The sequence below is a fragment of the Pseudomonas sp. Q11 genome, assembly GCF_024494355.1.
Taxonomy (GTDB): domain Bacteria; phylum Pseudomonadota; class Gammaproteobacteria; order Pseudomonadales; family Pseudomonadaceae; genus Aquipseudomonas; species Aquipseudomonas hefeiensis.
Genome location: NZ_JAKNQY010000003.1, coordinates 200,009 through 216,570, shown reverse-complemented (window position 1 = coordinate 216,570; position 16,562 = coordinate 200,009). Strand labels below are relative to the sequence as shown.

At 62.7% G+C, this 16,562-nt stretch carries 18 protein-coding genes; 3 read left to right on the top strand and 15 right to left on the bottom strand.

Annotated elements, in window-relative coordinates; genetic code table 11:
* Positions 1-10 precede the first annotated feature (10 nt).
* The 13 genes from MA884_RS05120 to MA884_RS05060 all read right to left on the bottom strand — a co-directional run bounded on the left by MA884_RS05120 (position 11) and on the right by MA884_RS05060 (position 12,220).
* Positions 11-1,258 (bottom strand): NAD(P)/FAD-dependent oxidoreductase, encoded by a 1,248-nt coding sequence (locus tag MA884_RS05120; protein WP_256229365.1) that lies wholly within the window; start codon positions 1,256-1,258, stop codon positions 11-13.
* A gap of 23 nt (positions 1,259-1,281) precedes the next feature.
* Positions 1,282-3,624, bottom strand: coding sequence for an MMPL family transporter (locus tag MA884_RS05115; protein WP_256229364.1), 2,343 nt, complete (start codon positions 3,622-3,624; stop codon positions 1,282-1,284).
* Entirely contained in the window at positions 3,608-4,201 is a 594-nt protein-coding gene (locus tag MA884_RS05110) for an outer membrane lipoprotein carrier protein LolA (protein WP_256229362.1), read from the bottom strand. The genes MA884_RS05115 and MA884_RS05110 overlap by 17 nt, the downstream gene beginning before the upstream one ends.
* Complete coding sequence (locus tag MA884_RS05105) at positions 4,198-4,623, bottom strand: thioesterase family protein (RefSeq protein ID WP_256229361.1); 426 nt, start codon at positions 4,621-4,623, stop codon at positions 4,198-4,200. Before MA884_RS05105 ends, MA884_RS05110 begins: the two co-directional genes overlap by 4 nt.
* On the bottom strand, positions 4,616-6,160 hold the full coding sequence (hutH, locus tag MA884_RS05100) for a histidine ammonia-lyase (RefSeq protein WP_256229360.1): 1,545 nt from the start codon (positions 6,158-6,160) through the stop codon (positions 4,616-4,618). The genes MA884_RS05105 and hutH overlap by 8 nt, the downstream gene beginning before the upstream one ends.
* Positions 6,141-7,085, bottom strand: a complete 945-nt coding sequence (locus MA884_RS05095; protein WP_256229359.1) for a glycosyl transferase — start codon at positions 7,083-7,085, stop codon at positions 6,141-6,143. Before MA884_RS05095 ends, hutH begins: the two co-directional genes overlap by 20 nt.
* Entirely contained in the window at positions 7,082-7,816 is a 735-nt protein-coding gene (locus MA884_RS05090) for a glycosyltransferase family 2 protein (protein WP_256229358.1), read from the bottom strand. Before MA884_RS05090 ends, MA884_RS05095 begins: the two co-directional genes overlap by 4 nt.
* 179 nt (positions 7,817-7,995) lie before the next feature.
* Complete coding sequence (locus MA884_RS05085; RefSeq protein WP_256229357.1) at positions 7,996-9,675, bottom strand: AMP-binding protein; 1,680 nt, start codon at positions 9,673-9,675, stop codon at positions 7,996-7,998.
* Entirely contained in the window at positions 9,672-10,217 is a 546-nt protein-coding gene (locus tag MA884_RS05080; protein ID WP_256229356.1) for a hypothetical protein, read from the bottom strand. The genes MA884_RS05085 and MA884_RS05080 overlap by 4 nt, the downstream gene beginning before the upstream one ends.
* Complete coding sequence (locus tag MA884_RS05075; RefSeq protein WP_030140951.1) at positions 10,214-10,468, bottom strand: acyl carrier protein; 255 nt, start codon at positions 10,466-10,468, stop codon at positions 10,214-10,216. Before MA884_RS05075 ends, MA884_RS05080 begins: the two co-directional genes overlap by 4 nt.
* A gap of 9 nt (positions 10,469-10,477) precedes the next feature.
* Positions 10,478-10,735 (bottom strand): phosphopantetheine-binding protein, encoded by a 258-nt coding sequence (locus tag MA884_RS05070; RefSeq protein WP_256229355.1) that lies wholly within the window; start codon positions 10,733-10,735, stop codon positions 10,478-10,480.
* On the bottom strand, positions 10,716-11,525 hold the full coding sequence (locus MA884_RS05065) for a 1-acyl-sn-glycerol-3-phosphate acyltransferase (RefSeq protein ID WP_256229354.1): 810 nt from the start codon (positions 11,523-11,525) through the stop codon (positions 10,716-10,718). Before MA884_RS05065 ends, MA884_RS05070 begins: the two co-directional genes overlap by 20 nt.
* Positions 11,501-12,220, bottom strand: a complete 720-nt coding sequence (locus MA884_RS05060) for a beta-ketoacyl synthase chain length factor (RefSeq protein WP_256229489.1) — start codon at positions 12,218-12,220, stop codon at positions 11,501-11,503. The genes MA884_RS05065 and MA884_RS05060 overlap by 25 nt, the downstream gene beginning before the upstream one ends.
* A 358-nt stretch (positions 12,221-12,578) precedes the next feature.
* Here MA884_RS05060 and MA884_RS05055 point away from each other — a divergent pair, with 358 nt between their 5' ends.
* On the top strand, positions 12,579-13,349 hold the full coding sequence (locus tag MA884_RS05055; RefSeq protein ID WP_256229353.1) for a ParA family protein: 771 nt from the start codon (positions 12,579-12,581) through the stop codon (positions 13,347-13,349).
* A gap of 151 nt (positions 13,350-13,500) precedes the next feature.
* Here the strand turns inward: MA884_RS05055 and trxC are convergent, their stop codons facing one another.
* Positions 13,501-13,923 carry a thioredoxin TrxC gene (gene trxC / locus MA884_RS05050; protein ID WP_256229352.1) on the bottom strand — a complete coding sequence of 141 codons (423 nt, stop codon included), beginning with the start codon at positions 13,921-13,923 and terminating at the stop codon, positions 13,501-13,503.
* Positions 13,924-14,096: 173 nt separating this feature from the next.
* Positions 14,097-14,723, bottom strand: coding sequence for an isochorismate family cysteine hydrolase YcaC (gene ycaC, locus MA884_RS05045; protein WP_256229351.1), 627 nt, complete (start codon positions 14,721-14,723; stop codon positions 14,097-14,099).
* A 156-nt stretch (positions 14,724-14,879) separates the two neighbouring features.
* On the opposite strand from ycaC, the gene MA884_RS05040 reads away from it, so the two are divergent.
* Together MA884_RS05040 and MA884_RS05035 are read left to right on the top strand one after the other, a co-directional pair.
* Complete coding sequence (locus tag MA884_RS05040) at positions 14,880-15,785, top strand: LysR family transcriptional regulator (RefSeq protein WP_256229488.1); 906 nt, start codon at positions 14,880-14,882, stop codon at positions 15,783-15,785.
* Positions 15,786-16,029: 244 nt separating this feature from the next.
* Positions 16,030-16,311: a hypothetical protein gene (locus tag MA884_RS05035; protein WP_256229350.1), complete on the top strand. Its 282-nt coding sequence runs from the start codon at positions 16,030-16,032 to the stop codon at positions 16,309-16,311.
* Positions 16,312-16,562: the final 251 nt, after the last annotated feature.

Genomic DNA, 16,562 nt, shown 5'->3' with positions numbered 1-16,562 from the left:
GGTTGTTTGCTCATGGCGCCGTGCTCGCACAGATTTCCGAGAGCATGCGCAGGCGTCGCTTGGGTTCGCTGACGAACGGGTTGCGTTCATCCCAGGCGTACCCGGCCAGGATCGCGCTGATCATGCGGCGAATGTCTGGCGAGCCGTCGGTGTAGAAAATCACGTCCTGGAAGGTGCCGGCGTACCAGCCCTCGACGTAGCAGCGGAAGGTATCGACGCCACGTTTGAGTGGCTCGGCGAATTCGCTTTGCCAATCCACGCGTTCACCTTGCAACTGACGATGCAGCACGCCGGCGGCCATGCTGGCCGAGCGCATGGCGATGGTCACGCCGGAAGAAAACACCGGGTCGAGGAATTCCGCAGCGTTGCCCAGCAGGGCGAACCCGGGGCCATGCAGTGTTTTGACATTGGCCGAGTAGCCGCCGATGGTTCGCGCCGGGGTGTCCCATACCGCGTTGGTGAGCACGCCGGCCAGGCTTGGCGTTTCGTTGATGAAGCTGCGCAGGCAAGCGTCAAGATCGTCAGTGCGACCGGCGAAATGCTCTGCCGCCGCCACCACACCGACCGAACAGCGCCCGCCGCTGAATGGAATGGTCCAGAACCACACATCGCGCTGGGTCGGGTGAGTGGTGATGAGGATTTTTTCGCGGTCGAAGGTGGGGGTATCGATGCAATCTTCGATGTGGGTGAACACCGCCTGGCGTAGCGGGAAGTTCGAGGGCGCCTCAAGGTCCAGCAGGCGTGGCAAGACCCGGCCATAGCCGCTGGCGTCGAGGACGAAGTCGGCCTCGACGAGGTACTCGCTGCCGTCTTCGCGCTGTACGCCCAGTTGGGGCTTGGCAAGTGAGAAGTCGGCGCGGGTGATGGCTTGCCCATAACGAATCTCGACACCTTGCAGCGCCGCCTGATCGGCCAGTAGCTTGTCGAAGTCGGCGCGCTGCACCTGGAAGGTGGTGGGCTTGCCTTTGCTGAAGGTGTCGCCGAAATCAAAGGCGCTGTAGCGCTCGCCCCAGGCGAACGCCGCGCCGTTTTTGCGCTGAAACCCGGCGGCATTCACCGCGTCGAGCATGCCGGCCTCTTCGACGAAGTCCAGGCAATGGGACAACAGGCTTTCGCCGATGGAAAACCGTGGGAAGTGCTGGCGCTCAATGACCAGCACATCGTGGCCCTTACGCTTGAGCAGCGCGGCGGCGATGGCGCCAGAGGGACCTGCGCCGATGACGACGACCTGGCGACGTTCCGTTTCAATAACAGGCATTGGAATTCCTTTAGTATCGGCAATCATCGTGGGACTGGCCCTTGTACAGGCGTGCGGTGTTCTTGACGTCCGGCCCACGGCGCCAGCATGAAACTGAACGCCAGCCCCAGGCTGACCGCCAGGCCGAAGCTACTCACCGCCGGAGTGCTGGAAACCGCCAGCAGCCCGAACGACAGCCAGGTGGTGACTGCTGCCAGCAGGGTGCCCAGCAGGCTCACCGCCGCGCCGCCAATCTGTTCACGCATCAGGATCGCGTAATCGACGCCGATGGCGGTGACCAGCAACAGGCCGAACAGGCTGAACAGGGTCAGTGGCTGGCCCAGCCAGCCGAGGCTCGCCAGGCTGCACAGCGCGGCCAACAACGGCAGAGCGACGATGCGAAGGGCGCCGCCGACACCGAAGGGCCAGATTAACAACAGCACGATCAGCACGCAGGAGGCCAGTTTCAGCTCCGCGGCGCTGACCTGCGTGGCGGCAAAGACCCGGTTCAGGTCCCCCAGGCGATCAACCAGTTGTACGCCAGGCAGATCCAGCGTCTGCACCCTGAGCAGCGCTGCATCATTCAAGCCTTGCAGGCTGACCACCGCCGCCACGCCATCGGTCGTCGGACCGAGCCACAGTGTGCGGTACGGTTCGGCCAATGGGCCGGTCAACGCGGCATCGATGTCGGTCACCGGCAAGGCCTGCAATTGCGCCAGTTCGGCTTGCAGTGCGGCGACCGGCACACCCAGGTCCAGCAGCGGTTGCCAGAACGCCGGCAATCGGGCCAGGGCCTCACGCACTTTCTGTTGTTCGGCGGGCGGGCTGACCAGTTGGTTCAGCGATAGGTAGCCCTCAAGCTTCTCCAGGCCAATCAACTGCTCCAGCCGCTCGTTGAGCACCGTCTGACGTTCCAGCAGGTGTTGCTGGTCATCGGCGCGGATCAGGAAGAACTGGCTGGTGGGTTGGAAACCGGTGATACGGGCGATGGCCTGGGCTTCGTCGGTCAAACGCTCAGGCGTACCGATCCACTGGCGCATGTCGTTTTTCGTGGTCAGTTGCCAGAGGCCGCCAGCGCAGAAGATCAGCAAGAGCCCCAACAAGACCGGTGTACGCACCCGCGCCAGCAATGCTTCGCGCGCCCTGAGCAGGTGTTCGCACAGCCGCAGCGGCCACTGGGCCGGGCGTAAGTCCACGCCCTTGAGTAGCGCCGGCAAGAGGCAAACCGCTGTCAGGTAAGCGCCGATCAAACCGGCGGCGGAAAATATCGCGATCTGGGTCAGGGCCGGGAAAGGCGTCCAGGCCAGGGCCAGGTAGCCGATGCAGGTGGTCGCCAGGCTCAGGCTCAGCCCCGGCAGGGTCAGGCGCAGGGCCGACCAACTGCGCCACGGGGTGAGGCTCCAGCTTTTGGACAGGTAGTGCAGCGGATAATCCACCGCCACGCCGATCAGGCTGGCCCCCAGCACCAGCGTCATGACATGCATGCGTCCGAACAGCGCCACGCAGGCCACCGCGCCGAACAGGATGCCCACCAGCACTGGCACGAACGCCAGCCACGCTCGCAAGCGTCCGAAGGCGAGCAACAGCAGCAGCAAAATGCCGAGCGTCGCCCCACCGCCCACCCAGGTGATTTCCCGCGAAGCCTGTTGTTGGGCGCTGGCGGCGTACAGCAGCCCACTGGCCGCCAGCAGATGCCCGTGTGCCGGTTCCGCCTGCTCACGGCTGCGTTGCAGCAGCTCGGCCACTTGCAGCGGCAGGTTCATGTCAAAGGCGTTGCCATGGGTGCGGGCTCGCAGCAGCACCCAGTTTTTGCCGTCGGCTTCAGCGATCAGTGCGCCGCTGCCGACATCCAGCTGTATCGCGCCGCGTTGCGGCTGGCTGCCCTGGATGCGCCCGGTCAGGCCCAGCCAATCGTCCTGGCTCGGCACCAGGCTGAAGCCGCTGAACGGGTCGAAGAGCGCCTGTACCCGTTGTTGGATGAAGGCCTGGGGCTGATCGATCAGTTGTTGCCGGTCCGCTGCCGAGAGCATTGCCAGCCGGCCGTTGAGCAATTGTGTGCGCAAGGTCGGGAGGTCGGCCTGCAGCGTCAACTGGACCCTGTCGAACAAACCGCTGGCCTGCCACTGCTCACCAAGGGTTTGCGCCAGGGCGATGGCCTGCTGGCGGTCGGTGTGCCCGACCAGTAGCAGCACCTCGCGGTTGAGGGGTTCTTGCATGCGTTGTTCGGCGATGAGCTCCAGCGCATCAGGAGAGGTGCCCGGCACCAGTTCCATGAGGTTGGCTGACAGGGGCGCGCCATTGCGCCACTGCCAACCGGCCAGCGCCAGCACCGCCAGCAACAGGATCAGGAACAGTCGCGGCAGCCTGCGTTCACTCGGCAAAATCATGTTGCTCCGCTTCGCTCAAGGCTTTCGCGCGGATGCTGTCCTGCATGCGCAGCACGGTACGGTCACCCTGGGTTTCCAGCAGTTCGATACGCTGCACCAGCTCGCCGCCCTCGATGTTGATCTGGTCGAAGATTTGTTTGAGCAGCACCGAGCGCGGGGTCAGGGTCAGCTTCCACTGCTGCGGTTGGCCCGAGAGACTAAGGTCGAAGTCCCGTTGCAGGCCACTGCTGTCGCCCTGTAACACCGCAAGGAACAAACGATTCTGTTCGGCGCCGGCGCTCTTGCTTGGCAGTGTCTGCCAGGTGTCGCCATCGCGCCGGGCGATTCCCTGGGGGGTGATGCGGTAATCCTGCTGCAGCGGGGTTTGCAGCAGCCACAGCAGGCCGTGGTTCTTCGCCAACACGAAACGGCCCTTGCTGGTGAGGGGCTGGGGCAGGGCGCGCAAGTGCTTTTCCTGGATGAACTGGCCGTGGATCACGTCCGGACGGGCCAGTTGTTCGCTCAACTGTTGCAAGTCGAACGCCTGGGCTACGGGTGCCAGGCAGCACAGCAACAGCCAGACTGACAGGCGCTTCATGGCAGTTTCCTTTCGACGGCTTCGACAAAGACCCGCGGCGAGGCCAGCAGCATTTCGCGACTGGCGACGTCCACCGCCACTTGCACCGAGCTGGCGCGGGTCAGGCGTTCACCGGTGGCGGCGTCGCTGATCAGGTAATTGATCTTCAAGCGGTTTTCCCATTCCACCAGACTGGCGCGCACAGTCAGGGTCTGACCGAACACGGCGCTGCGCACATAGCGCAGTTGCAGGTCGATCACCGGCCACGCATGGCCGGAGGCGAGCATGTCGTTGTAGTTGTGGCCGATCAGGTCGAGCAAGGCGCAGCGGGCCACTTCCAGGTACTTGACGTAGTGACCGTGCCAGACCACGTTCATCGAATCGACATCGAAAAACGGCACCACGACCTGCGTTTCGACGTGCAACACTCCCTGGCTACGCATGCAGCCTCCAGTGTTGCTCGGCGATGCGTTGCAGGCACAGGCGCAATTCGCCTTCCAGGGCGCGGTCTTCGATGACCGGCGGGAAATCCACGGCCAGTTGTTCGTGCATGTCGGCCAGGGCCGGCGGCAGCGGTCGGGCATCTTCGGCACGGTTGCGCAGCCACACGCCCTGGTTGGCGGCCAGCAACGTCGCGGCGGCGACTTGTTCGGTCAGCTCCAGCACGCGGATCGCATCCCGGGCAGCGATGGTGCCCATGCTCACTTTGTCCTGGTTGTGGCATTCGGTGGAGCGCGAGAACACGCTGGCCGGCATGGTGTTTTTCAAGGCTTCGGCGGTCCAGGCGCTGGTACCGATCTGCACTGCCTTGACGCCATGGTTGAGCATCGCTCGCTCGGCGCTGGCGCCGGACAGGTTGCTCGGCAGGCCGTGGTTGTAGCGTTCGTCCACCAGTAGCGCGAGCTGGCGGTCCAGCAGGTCGGCGACGTTCGCCACCAGGTTCTTGAGGCTGTCCATGGCAAAGGCGATATGCCCGCCGTAGAAATGTCCGCCGTGCAGAACCCGCTCGGCTTCGGCGTCGATGATCGGGTTGTCGTTGGCGCTGTTGAGCTCGATTTCGATGAATGAACGCAACCAGCTCAGGCTGTCGGCCAGCACGCCGAGCACGTGGGGGGCGCAGCGCAGGGAGTAGCGATCCTGCAGGCGATGCAGCGGTGCGGTCGGGGCGTCGATCGCCAGGTCCTTGCGCAGCCATGCGGCCACTTGCATCTGCCCCGGATGCGGCTTGGCGGCGAACAGGCGCTCGTCGAAGTGTTCCGGGTTGCCTTGCAGCGCGACCACGTTCAGCGCGGTGATGCGGGTCGCCAGTTGCAGCAGGTAGTCGGCGCGGGCGAAGGCCAGGCAGGCCAGGCCGGTCATCACGGCGGTGCCGTTCATCAGCGCGAGGGCTTCCTTGGGGCGCAGCACCAGCGCCGTCCAGCCCAATTCGCGATGCACATCAGCGGCCAGCCGACGCTCGCCACGGAACATGACCTCTCGCTCGCCGGACAGTGTGGCGGCGACGTAGGACAGTGGCGTCAGGTCCCCGCTGGCGCCCACCGAGCCTTCTTCCGGAATCAGCGGCAGGATGTCATGTTCGAGAAAGGCCTGGAGCCGTTCCAGCAGTTCCACGCGCACCCCGGACACGCCGTGGCACAGCGACTGCAAACGCGCGGCGAGCACGGCGCGGGTGGCCTGGGCGTCCAGCAGTTTGCCCAGGCCGCAACCGTGGAACGTATACAAGTGACGTGGCAGGGCCTCGACGTGGTGCAACGGCACGGCCACCACGCAGGAGTCGCCATAGCCGGTGGTCACGCCGTAGATCACGCCTTCCTTGGTCAGCAACGAGTCGAGGAATTGCGCACCCTTGGCGATGCGCTGGCGGAATGCCGGATCATCCTGCAACCGCGTCTGCGCCTGACGGTTGGCCAGGGCCAGCACGTCCTCGATGCGCAAGGGGCGTTCGCCGAAGGTTACCGGCTCAAGAGTGGGCATCGTCATCGGTCTTCCAGAAAGGGTAAAAGTTAAACCACTGTTGTGGTGCCTGGAGGCAATAATGCGCCAGGCGCTGGGCGTAGAGGCCGGCCCAATGGGCAATGACCTGCTCGCGGTCGCTGCGTTTCCACACCACGGCCTCGGCGAAGGGTTCGAGGGTGACTCGATAGCGCCCCTCGTGCTTGAGGCACATCAGCAGGTTGATCGGGCATTTGAGCAGCCCGGCCAGCAGCCAGGGGCCTTGGGGGAATGCCGCCGGGCGACCCATGAAGTCCACGGTCACAGTGCGTGCGCCGTGCAGCGGTATGCGGTCGCCGGCTATCGCCAGCCACTCGCCGCGCTCCAGGCGTTCGCTCAGTTGCAGCATGATCACCGGGTCCAGCTCACTGACCTGGATCAGCCGCAGATGCGTGGCACCGGCTTCCCCCAGCAAACGATTGAACTGTTCGGCGTGCTTGGTGTGCACCAGCACGTTCATGGTCACTTTCTCGCCCAGCTCGGCCAGGGCCCGGCACATTTCCAGGTTGCCCAGATGTGCGCCCACCAGCATCTGCCCACGGCTGTCGCGCAGATGATTGCGCAGCAATGCCGGATCGACGATTTCGATCTGTTCCAGGCTCAGCTTGCCGTTCCAGACGTCGAGCTTGTCCAGCAGGGAGTCGGCAAACGCCATGAACTGCCCGAACACCCGCCCATGGCTTGGGCGTAGCTCGGTGCGGCCGCTCCAGTCAGCCAGGCGCTGTTGATATTGCCAGGCTGCCTGCCGGGCGCTGCGGCCGAAAATGAAGAAGTACAGGACGATGCCGTACAGCAACGGGCTCAGTAAGCGGCGGCCCAATACCTTGGCGGCGAACGCGGTGAGTTTCATCAGCCAGAAACTGCCGCGCTCCTGGCGGTCGGCCCAGTGCCGCTTGTCTGTCTCAAGGCTCATGTTCGCCACCGTCGCCAGAGAATCAGGGGAGAGCGCACCAGCATGCCGAAGAACAACCGGGTGTGCATGCTGGAAATCAGCACGTTGTCGTGGAACAGGCGGAAGTGCGAAACCCCGTCCAAGGGGTAGTGAACCCGGGTACGCAACCAGCGCATCGGCTGATTGCGCCAGGCCAGGCGTACCAGGATGTCGGAGTCGAAATCCATGCGCTTGCCAATGTTCGCCGAATCGATCAGCGTCAGCACCGGTGGCAAGGGGTAGACCCGAAAGCCGCACATGGAGTCGCGGATTTGCAGGGACAGGCTGTTGATCCAGACCATGACATGCGTCAGGTAGCGTGCATACAAGCGGCCTTTGGGCACGCTCTCATCGTATTGCGGATAACCGCAGATCACCGCATCCGGGTGAGTACGGGATTGCTCGATGAAGGTTTTCACGTCGCCCAGATCGTGTTGCCCGTCGGCATCGACCTGCAAGGCATGGCTGAAGCCCAGGCGCGAAGCCTCCCGCAGACCGGACATCACAGCGCCACCCTTGCCTTGATTGACTGCCAGCCTGACCAGATGAACCCGTTCGCCGTCGGCCAGCCGCTCCAGTACCGCCGCGCAGACCGGGCTGCTGGCGTCGTCCACCAGCACGCAGGGCAGGCCGTTGGCGAGCAGGGCCTGCACCACGGTCGCGACGGCGGTTTCGTGGTTGTAGACCGGGATGACGGCGCAGGGGTTATGCATAGATCCTGCCCTTGTGGCGGGGGAGCTTGCTAGCGCTGTAGGAGCTGCCGAAGGCTGCGATCCTTTGATCTTTCGCTTTGGACTCAATTGATAGGGGCAAGATCGCAGCCTCGTTGCACTCGACAGCTCCTACGTAACCCAGCGGGAGCAAGCTCCCTCGCCACAGGAGGGCGGTGCAATCAGTCATTGGCCACCCCCAGGACGATCCGCCCACTCGAACAGGCCGCCGTGTCATTGCGATAAGCGAAGTACAGCTTGCCGCGTTCGCGGTCGAAGCGCAGGTGCAGTTGGATTTCATCGCCGGGGCGCACCAGTTGCTGGAATTTCAGCACTTCCATGCCAACGAACCGTGGCGGCAAGTCCATCAGTTGTCGGCCCAGGCTCAAGGCCCAATCGACCTGTACCACACCGGGCAGTACCGGTGCGGTGGGAAAGTGGCCGCTGAAATAAGCCAGGTCTGGAGGCACCACCAGTTGCAGGCTCCATTGTCCGTCGGTTTCGATTTGTTCGAGCACTTGCGGGGCTTTGGGGCGCGCAGCCATCAGCAGGGCTTCGACCGCGGCCTGGGGCAGTTTGCCTTGGGCGTTGAGCGGCAACTGCCGCAGCCAGCGCCAGCGCCGAGGCAAGGCGAGCGTTTCGCAGTGTTCGCTCAAGTGACGACGCAAGGTGTCGGTCACGGCGCGTCGGCCCAGGTTACGCAAGGCGTGCAGGCCGCTTTCGCTCAGCACCAGCAGCGCCCCGAGTGAGGCGCGATTTTCCTGGATCACCCCCAGCCGTGCTTCGCTGACCCAGTCGTGGGCCACCAACGCCTGTTCCAGCATGGGCAGTGAGATGCGTTTTTCTTCCAGCTTGACGATGCGGTCCAGTCGTCCGAGCAGTTCAAAGCGGCCATCCTCGGCGATCCGCGCCGCGTCGGCGGTATGTTCCACGTGGCCGGCCGGCAGATAGGGCGAGGCGACCAGCAAGGCGCCGTCGCTGTCCTGGCTCAGCTCTACATCGGCAAAGGGCTGCCATAATCCGCCGCCCTGACGCCAGGCGATGCCGCCGGTTTCCGAACTGCCGAAGATCTCCGTTGGCCATTGCGCCAGTCGCTGGTGCAGGCTTTGGGCGGCCTCGGTCGGCAAGGCACCACCGGAGGAAAATACCCGGCGTACGCCGCTCAATGCCGGCCAGTCGAGATTGTCGCCCATGCGCTTGAGCAAAGCCGGGCTGGCGACCCAGGCAAAAGCCGGGTATTGGCGGCTGGCGCGTTGCAGATCTTCCGGAAAAGCCAGTTGCCGACGCACGAAGGTACGCCCGGCGCACAGCGGCCATAGGACCCGGAACAGCAGGCCGTAGATATGCTGGGTGGCGACGCTGCCGATCATGCAGGCCGGGCCCAGGTCGGCGCCCCACAATTGTTCCAGAGCCTGGACTTCGTTACTCAACTGACGCAGGGTTTTCTCGATGCGCTTGGGCTCGCCGCTTGACCCGGAGGTGCACAGGCTTAGTTTGCACTGATCGAGGTCCAGTTCAGCGGCCTCCAGGGGGGCTTGTCGCAGGTCATCGGGACGGATGTCCGTGGGCTCATCGGTCAACCACAGGTCAACGTCCGGCGACCAGCGCTGGCGGGTCTGGGCTTGCAGGTCGGCCGGGAGCAGGACGCTGGCCCCGGCACGCCAGGCGCCGAGCAGAGCCACCGCCAGGTCGGCGGCATCTTCCAGGTGCACCGCCACCCGTCGTACGCCTCGAGTCTGCAGACCGGCGGCCAGGCTCAGCGCCGCGTCCCGCAGCTGCGAGTGACTCAGGGCCGGGTTGACGGCCAGAGCACGTTCCGGCTGGGCTCTGAGCAACATCTGCTCAAGTGTTATCCAATTCATGGGCGGCCTCTTACCCGTTGTCGTATAAGCCATTCAATGGCAAACAGCAGCCCCATCAATCCGTAGGAAATCAGGCCGGTGTACAACATCCACCAGCTCAACGGCGCCCAGAGGGTCAGGGCGGCGGCGAGCAAGCCGTTACACAGGAAAAATACACTCCAGACCACCGTGACCTGGCGGGTATACACCACCGCCCTGGCCGGTAGCTGCGGTTCGCGCAGGCGCGCCAGGCGTTCGACCATCGGCGGACCGTATTTCAGGCTCAGGGCGAACAGCCCGAGCATGAAGGCGCTGATCAGCACCGGATACCAGCGCAGCAGGAGCGGGCTGTCGAACAGCGCGAGCAATGCGCTGAAGCCAATCGCCGTAGCTGCCATCCAGCGGCTGCCAGGCCTGCCTTTGCCGAGCAAGGCCCGGGCCAGCCACAGGCTACCCAGCAGCAAGCCGAACTGCCACGGGGCGAAATGCTCCATGCCGAAATACACCGCAAAGGGGTACAACAGGCCCACCAGCAGCAGGCCGAGGCCAATCAGCCGGGTCATGCGGCCGGTTGAACCAGTCGATAGACCGCCTCGACCACGTCGTTGACGGTGCGCACCGACTTGAATTCTTCGGCGGCGATTTTCTTGCCGGTCTGGCGCTTGATGTGGTCGATCAGGTCGACCGCGTCGATGCTGTCGATTTCCAGGTCCTGGTACAGGTTCGACTCCAGCGTCACGCGCTCAGGGTCCAACTCGAAAAGCTCGACCAGGGCATCGCGCAGGGTGTTGAAAATGTCGTCACGAGTTTGCATGGTCCGGTCTCAGGGGCGTTTTGCAGTGACGAAGGCCGCAAGGCTTGCCACATTGCTGAAATGGTTGCGGGTGTCCTTGGCGTCGGCATCGATCTTGATGCCGTACTGTTTCTGGATCGCCAGGCCAAGCTCCAGGGCATCCACCGAGTCCAGGCCCAGGCCTTCGCCAAACAGGGTCTGATGATCGCCGATGTCTTCGGTGCTGATGTCCTCCAGGCCGAGGGCGTCGATGATCAGCTGTTTGATGTCACGGTGCAGATCGCTCATCTTCGGCGAGCTCCTTGATGTAATAGTGATGCAGAAAATCGTTGAGCCTGCGCGAAGCCTGCGGCGGGGGGCCGAGCGCGGCGAAGGCCTGTGGATCTATATCGGCCCCCACGTGAAAACTGAAGTGCACGCGACGTTCGGGGATGCGATACCAGGGTTCGGCCTTGGTCAAGGTAGTGGGGCAGACCTTGATGGTCACCGGAGTGAGGATTTTCGCACCTCGCAGGGCGATGGCCGCTGCGCCCCGATGAAAGGCCGGCGGCTGGCCTGGCTGAGTGCGGGTGCCTTCGGGGAACACGATCAGGCTCTGGCCATCCTGCAGGGCATCGCTGGCGGCATCGAGCATGTCCATGCTGCCGTCGTTGCTGATGTATTGAGTCGAGCGCAGCGGGCCGCGGGTGAAGGGGTTTTTCCACAGGCTCTGCTTGACCACGCAGTTGGCGTCGCGCACCAGGCCGATCAGGAACACCACGTCGATCAGCGACGGATGGTTGGCGATGATCATTTGCCCGGGTCGACCGAGTTTCTCCGCGCCGTCGATCTGGTAGGTGAGCACGCCGGTGCGCGCCATGAAACGGATAAAGAACCAGAACAATCGCCCCACGGTACGACGGGCCCGCAGGCGGTGGGCCTGGGCGTCGCCGGGCAGCCAGGTCAGCAATGGAAACACCAGCAATCGCAGGCACAGCCCGCCCAGCCCGAACAGGACGAAGCTTGCCGCGGTCGCGAACAGGCGCCAGTAGTAGGCGTCGCGATGTTTACCGTTCACCGGTTGCGTTGCCAGGTCCATACACGATTTTTCCAGGCATGTTGGCAGGTGGTTTCGTTGTTCAGCAGGGTACGCAACAGATCCAGGGCATGGGGCCAGTCGCTGGCGGGTATTTGCCCGGCCTGGCTGGACAGGTCCAGTTGCCAATCGTCGCCTGGAGTCAACAGCAGGCCCATGGCATAGGGGAAGGGCACATCGTTGACCCAGGGGGCGTACACCTGGGGCGGCTGCTCTTCGGTAATCACCAGCAGCACCGCCGCCGCACCCTCGTTCAGCAGCGCAACAGCCTCCAGGATCCCGTGTTCCAGCCCGTCGCCGGTGGCCGCCAGGGCGGTCATTTCGCTGGTTTCGCCGCGCAGGATCGACCACAGGCCGATCACGGCGTTATGCACCGACAGGCTGAATTGAGTGGGCGATAACGGTTGGTTGGCGGCCAGGTCCTTGAGAATCTCAAAAGTGCGTGGGGTTTCGCCGTGGCGGGAAATAAAGACCAACGGCAGGTTCGGCCGGCCTTCGGCCAGTGGCCAGCCGACGCTGAAGGCCATCCGCGCCAGGCGACTGAGGCGTCGGCGCTGCATGGCCGGCAGAAACGAAACGTCAGGGGCTGCATCGCTGGCGGGCAACACGACCGGCTGTCGGCTCCACGCCTGCCAGTCGTCCACGCTTTCGAGCCCAGGGGCCCACGCGCGCCATTGGGCGATGTTGAAGTTGATCACAAATACACCCCACCCCTGCGGGCTTTTATTGTCACGGTTCAGTGGCTTGACCCGCGTCCAACCCTGCATGGTCTTGCGACCCAAGTGGCGCGCATTATCCCGGTGCGGTTGGCTTGTAGCAAATGCTGGTTACATTTTGCTCAGCGAAATGTACCGGTCAGTTCGCCGAGGCGCAGACAAGAGCCATTGTCGCGATTATGACGAGCATGTCTGTAGGGCATTTCTGTCGTTCGCGGTGTGAGCTGACGCTTCATTGTTCGAAAAAGCCACCGACGTCGTAGTTCAGCAACACTGAAGGTAGCGAAGCGGTATCGGGGACTACTACACTCGGGAATCTTTGATACACGGAGGTTTTGACATGCGGCGCGTGGTGTTCAATCAGAAAGGTGGCGTGGGCAAGTCCAGCATCGCCTGCAATCTGGCGGCGGTCAGTGCCAGCGAGGGGTATCGCACGTTGTTGGTGGACCTGGATGCCCAGGCCAATTCCACTCAATACCTGACGGGCCTTACCGGCGACGACATTCCCATGGGTATCGCCGATTTCTTCAAGCAAACCCTGTCGTCCGGGCCTTTCTCGAAAAAGAACAAGGTGGATATCTACGAAACGCCATTCGACAACCTGCACGTCATCACCGCCACCGCCGAGCTGACGGATCTGCAACCCAAGCTTGAGGCGAAACACAAGATCAACAAACTGCGCAAACTGCTCGAAGAACTGGGCGAGGATTACGACCGGATCTATCTGGATACCCCGCCCGCCTTGAACTTCTATGCGGTTTCGGCACTGATCGCCGCTGATCGTGTGCTGATTCCCTTCGATTGCGACAGCTTTTCACGTCAGGCGTTGTACGGTCTGTTGGCGGAAATAGAAGAGCTCAAGGACGACCACAACGAAGGGCTCGAAGTCGAAGGCATCGTCGTCAATCAGTTCCAGGCGCGGGCCAGCCTGCCGCAGCAGATCCTTGACGAACTCATTGCCGAAGGCTTGCCGGTATTGCCGGTATACCTGAGCAGCTCGGTGCGCATGCGTGAATCCCATCAGGCGAGCCTGCCGCTGATCCATCTGGACCCGCGGCACAAGCTGACCCAGCAGTTTGTGGAGTTGCATAGCCTGCTGGAAAGCGCCTGATTCTGGCCTATGCAAAACCCATGTGGGAGCAACTGGGTGGGAGCAAGGCTTGCCCGCGATGAAAACGCCGCGGTCTCTTGAGGACCGCAGCGCCTGGATCGCGAGCAAGCTTTGCTCCCACAAAGCCCGCTCCCACATTTATCTCACGGCTTCAAATCCCTTGGCTACGCAGCCAACTCATCAACTGCGGCAACGGCAGCGCCCCGCTCTGGCGCGCCACTTCCCGGCCGTCCTTGAACAGGATCAGGCTGGGAATCGAGCGGATCCCCAACTGCGCGGATAATTGCTGATTGGCTTCGCTGTCGAGCTTGGCCAGCCGGCATTTACCCACCAGTTGCGTGGCGGCCTGTTCGAACACGGGCGCGAAGGACTTGCACGGCCCGCACCACTCGGCCCACACATCCACCAGCAACGGCAGGTCACCCTTGATCTGGCTGGCGTAGTCGCCTTGCTTGAGTTCGAACGGTTTGCTCAACAGCACCTGGGCCTTGCAACGCCCGCACTTGGGCTCATCACCCAGGCGTTCGGCGGGGATGCGGTTGAGTCCGTTGCAGTGGGGGCAGGGGATCAGCATTGGGACAACTCCAGAAAAGATCATTGGTAAAGATTTGACCACCGTGTAGAGCACACCGCAAACACTTGTGGGAGCGAGCCTGCTCGCGATTGCGGCCTGACAGTCAATACGTCATTGACTGTCCTGCCGTCATCGCGAGCAGGCTCGCTCCCACAGGGACTACGAATTGCCTGTTATTTAGCGTTGGTCAGCGTGTTGTAGCTGGTCATCAGGTTGCGGTAGTCCGGGATGTGGTTGGAGAACAAAGTCGCCAGCCCTTCCACATCGTTGCGCCAATCGCGGTGCAGTTCGCAGGCCAGACCGAACCAGGTCATCAACTGCGCACCCGAGGAAGACATGCGATCCCAGGCCGATTGGCGGGTCAGCTCGTTGAATGTGCCAGAAGCATCGGTGACCACGAACACCTCGAAACCTTCGGCCAGGGCCGACAGCGCCGGGAAGGCTACACAGACTTCAGTGACGACGCCGGCGATGATCAGTTGCTTCTTGCCGGTGGCCTTGATCGCCTTGACGAAATCTTCGTTGTCCCAGGCGTTGATCTGGCCGGGACGAGCGATGTACGGCGCGTCCGGGAACAGGGTTTTGAGCTCGGGCATCAACGGGCCGTTGGGGCCTGTTTCGAAACTGGTGGTGAGGATGGTCGGCAATTCGAAGTATTTGGCCAGGTCGGCCAGGGCCAGCACGTTGTTCTTGAAGCGGTCCGGGTCGATGTCACGCACCAGCGACAGCAAGCCAGCCTGGTGGTCCACCAGCAGAACGGCGGCGTTATCTTTGTCGAGACGGTTGTAGGAAGTGGTCATGGCGTCAGTCCTCTGGGTTTTGGCTGCCGAACGGTTCGGCGTGGTTAAAGTTTTCAGTGTTGGTGTGTTGCTAAGCGATGGACCTAGATTAAAACTGGCACCTTTGATGCGCTAGACTGTGAAAATCAGCCTTAGCGTTCTATTTGGAGAACGATCATCGAAGACCTCAATACGCTTTACTACTTCACCCAAGTGGTCGAGCACGGCGGTTTCGCCGCCGCCGGCCGGGCGCTGGACATGCCCAAATCGAAGCTCAGCCGGCGTATTGCCCAACTGGAAGAGCGCCTTGGGGTGCGGTTGATCCATCGCACCAGTCGTCATTGCTCGTTGACGGAGATCGGCCAGGCTTATTACCAGCGCTGCCTGGCGATGCGGGTCGAGGCCGAGAGCGCGGCCGAAGTGATCGAGCGCAACCGTTCCGAGCCCCAGGGGTTGGTGCGTATCAGTTGCCCGACGGCGCTGCTCAACAGTTGGGTCGGGCCGATGCTGACCCGCTACATGCTCAAGTACCCACGGGTGGAGTTGTTCATCGAGAGCACCAACCGCCGGGTCGACCTGATCCATGAGGGTTTCGATATCGCGTTGCGGGTCCGCTTTCCGCCCCTGGAAAACACCGACATGGTCATGAAAGTACTGGGCAACAGCACCCAGTGCCTGGTGGGGAGCCCGGCCTACTGCGAACGCCTGTCCTCACCCGCTTCACCGGCGGACCTCCACGGTTTACCGAGCGTGCACTGGGGGGCAGCGCAGCGCGAATACCAGTGGGAATTGTTCGGGCCGGACGGTACCAGCGCGCTGATCCGCCATGAACCGCGCATGGTCACCGATGACCTGCTGGCCCTGCGTCACGCTGTACTGGCGGGTATCGGCATCGCACATCTGCCCGCCGTGGTGGTGCGCGAGGACCTGGCGGCTGGACGGCTGGTGGAATTGGTAGCGGGCTGGACGCCCAAGTGCGGGATCGTCCATGCGATCTTCGCCTCACGCCGCGGGTTGCTGCCGTCGGTGCGTACGTTGATTGACTTTCTGGCCGAAGAATTCAGCCAGAGTGATATGGCATAGGGCAGGAATCCATGCGTGAGCATGCTTCTATGGGAGCTGAGCTTGCTCGCGATGAACGATAACGCGGTCTTCTGGTGGAACGAGGTGCCTTCATCGCGAGCAAGCTTGGCTCCCACAGGCTTTTTACCGACCTTCCTTCCGGGGGCAAAGGTATCCAAGGTTGCCATTCATCAGGTGCGCCGCACTGAAAACGCCCCACGCCCTCAAAACACACACAGCACCTGTTCGTAACCCAGGAGGCCCCATGAGCAATCCTCAAGACCCAACTACCCCCCAGGCACCAACCAACCCCAACGACGACGGCTTCGTGCTCGGCACCGCCGGTCGCGACGAAGACCCGAACGCCGCCCCGTCCTACGCCATCGACCGTCGCCACGAACGAGATGAACTGACTCCCGAAGACGCCCGCGGCATGCCTGGGTACTTCGAGAAAAAACCACCGGAAAAACCGGCTGGCGAAGCGGAGAGTGACGAGGCTGAACCGGGCATCGAGACGCCTGAGCAAGGGAACGATAAGGTGGGGTGAGCAGGTAGCCCGGTTTGTGCTGATGATGAATCACTCAAAGCCAGTTAGAAACCTGTGGCGAGGGGATTTATCGAAACGTCGCACCGCCCCGCTGGGTTGCGCCGCGGCCCCAAAAAGTGGCTTATCTCAGGGCTGCTATCGCAGCCCAACGGGGATAAATCCCATCGCCACAAAAGCTGCGCCTGGTTTCATTTCTCTTGTTGGGATTATCGCATTTTGCGATAAATTCAATCTGTGTTTAACTCGTCTAT